At 51.3% G+C, this 2,597-nt stretch carries 4 protein-coding genes; 3 read left to right on the top strand and 1 reads right to left on the bottom strand.

Annotation, left to right across the window (positions count from 1 at the left end):
* Positions 1 to 87 precede the first annotated feature (87 nt).
* Positions 88 to 243, top strand: coding sequence for a hypothetical protein (locus CW742_RS10305; RefSeq protein ID WP_292420058.1), 156 nt, complete (start codon positions 88 to 90; stop codon positions 241 to 243).
* Between the two features lie 721 nt (positions 244 to 964).
* Complete coding sequence (locus CW742_RS10300) at positions 965 to 1,336, top strand: hypothetical protein (protein ID WP_292420055.1); 372 nt, start codon at positions 965 to 967, stop codon at positions 1,334 to 1,336.
* Between the two features lie 95 nt (positions 1,337 to 1,431).
* Here CW742_RS10300 and CW742_RS10295 read toward each other — a convergent pair whose 3' ends face one another.
* The gene (locus CW742_RS10295; protein ID WP_292420052.1) at positions 1,432 to 1,893 is read right to left on the bottom strand and encodes a hypothetical protein; all 462 of its coding nucleotides are present in this window, start codon (positions 1,891 to 1,893) and stop codon (positions 1,432 to 1,434) included.
* A 200-nt stretch (positions 1,894 to 2,093) separates the two neighbouring features.
* Between CW742_RS10295 and CW742_RS10290 the strand changes: the two genes are divergently transcribed.
* A partial coding sequence (locus CW742_RS10290; protein WP_292420049.1) for a hypothetical protein occupies positions 2,094 to 2,597 on the top strand: 504 nt, incomplete at its 3' end.

Here is a 2,597-nt window from a genome sequence, read left to right as displayed (position 1 = left end):
GAGCAAGGAACCAGGCATCGGGCTGAATTCCCGTGCGACGTATCGAAAGATATCCTTTTTATGAATTATATGAGGTAACGAATACCTATGTCTGAAGCAACACAATCCGATGCCATGAAGAATCTCGTAAAATTTCTGGTATGCCTCGCTATCTTTGGCATGATACTCGCCCTTGCAACGTATTTCGGTGTGATCCTTCCTGCACAGCAGGCGATGGTCCACGCACCGATGAACTTCTTGTGACCAGCTGACGACGGCTCACGTTCGTTTCGATCCCGGGTCCATCGATCCATGCCGGCCCGGCCAAGTTCAGCCGTAAAGATCGGAGTGCCCCTGGCAGGTACTGTCTCCGTCGGAGACCTGCCTCTCAGGGGACCTGGAGGCACCGTTGGGAATTCCGGTACAACGGAGCCTGCTGCGAGCCCGGTTGTACCTCTTTTCCAAAAATCATCAAAATCAGAGGTCATAATTCGGAAAAACGCGGAACTGGACCCGGAATTTCCCATACGTTGTCGACGGGAATAACTGAGGCCATAAATAGCCGTGTTCCAGCACACGAAGACCGGTCCGGCTAAGGAACTGTGGGTCAGATCGGCAGGATGGTGGTATCCCGGGACCCGGTTCCGACGAAAGGTCCCACAAGTTAACCAAATATGGTTCCCATTTTTGCGCACATCAATCTCATTCCATTACGCTCCGTTCGCCACCAATCGCCACCAAACCGCTCTGTTTTCGCGTTTCCGGATTTATTCATACAAGCGCTTAACTACCCCGAACTAATTTGATTCTGTCAAAGGGGCCCCAGCGACATCCGAGTGGTTCATCAGAACCCAGAGGAGGAGAAGAACGCATCAGCGTTCCTCGACTTCACAACAAAAAGGAGGTAACAACACATGAAAAAATCCAAAACCCTGCCGGTACAAAATCCGGCAACAAACCGAAAAATCACCGGGAGGTGCTGCCGGTGACCCGCGGCCCGCGGCCCCACCGGGCGCTCAGCGAAGCGATCCCGATCGCACAACTCCGTGGCATTGTCCAGCTCGCGGGTCTCAGCCCCGAGCGGATCTACGACCTGTCGATCGTCTCGAAGCTTCCGATCACGTTCATCCGGGTGATGTTCTCTGCCCGGATCCTCGGGGCGGCAAACGAGATTGCAGACGACTTCAAAGACGAGATCGCACAGCTCCGGGTTATCGCCCGGGACGCGGCAGTCTCGGCCGAGCTCTGGCTCCGGTCAAAGCACGGGACCTGGCGGTTCTTTCTCATCACAGCGGCCGGGCTCATCGAGATCGACCGGAACGGAACGCCGCTCGCTGCCATGGCGCCGGAGGCGTGAGTGCCGGGAACATTTCCTGGCACTGTTTTTCATTGTTCAGGATTATTGGCTCTGGAGAAATCATTTCGGGTAACCTGACCTGATACCCTGCATCGTTACTGATTTGCCTGATTTACTCCATCCGGAGGTGATGCTGGTTGCGGTACCTGCACTGCCTTCTCTCCATTTGGAGAAGATGTTGGCTGCACGCCTTTCACAACATTCTTAATTATCGAAAAACCTTGCGAAGAATCCTGAGTATCAAGCGTGAAAGTAAGGAACGAGCCGTCTTTTATGGATTGTTCCATCAACCCGATATAGGACTTGTACTCCGGAATATTTTTTGCAAGTGTATAAATGCGTGCAGAGGGAGTAAGCCAGACTGTAGCATATGCAGCATGTGCATTTTCGTCCACCATGACAACCTGCATCGTTATCTGATGATCAAATGTGCTGGTATTGGGGGTCTGATTCGTTGCAGTACCTGAAGAAACCGGAGTCGCCGGCACGGTATTCTGTATGCCAGAAAATGCACCGGTACATCCGGCACTCAGCAGCACAACAAAGAGGATCCCCATGCAGGGGAGAATTCCGGATCGTATACAGGATTGTGATTGATTTTTACCGGACATTATCTACTACCAGAACCATCATGGGATGTTTAATGAAAAAGCATTTCCCGCACAACTCTTAACGGATTCTGATATTCCGGCACCTGACGACGGGTCCGGTACTAAACCGGACCCGGGTCCGGCCCCGCACGCATGCGGGCGATGAGATGGTCCCTGTGCCTGAAAAACACATAAGGGCTGTATCTGGGAATTATCAGCCTGAATTACTGACAATTCTAATTTCATCTTCACCGCCATTGATTGTGCTATTTGTAACAGATACGATCACCGTATATGCCGGACATGATGGGGACAATGTTCGTGTCAGGTCACTATCCGAGAACAACCACGTGTTCACACTGCAATTTCCCTGCTGGATTACAGCAGTTTCTCCTTCCCAGCGATCACAATATTGTTTCACATTGGTTCTGACCATTCCAAATCTATACGGGGGTAATATGGATACATGCAGCCTCTCGCCGATTTTTATATTTGTTGTCCCGGTTATTACCAGAGGCTCCCCGGCGGTATGGTTTAACGGAATAGGATCAACTTGGATCCAGGAGATGTTGTTTCCCGATGTCGGACATGTCGTGGGAATTGCATTACTGGTTGTATTAATGGGAGCAGTTGTCAGATTGTCATGCGAATTCGGGGATATACATCCTGCG

It is taken from the genome of Methanoregula sp. (genome assembly GCF_002835825.1).
GTDB lineage: Archaea > Halobacteriota > Methanomicrobia > Methanomicrobiales > Methanospirillaceae > Methanoregula.
The sequence above is the reverse complement of the archived record's forward strand: the minus strand, read 5'-3'. Positions and strand labels throughout refer to the sequence as shown.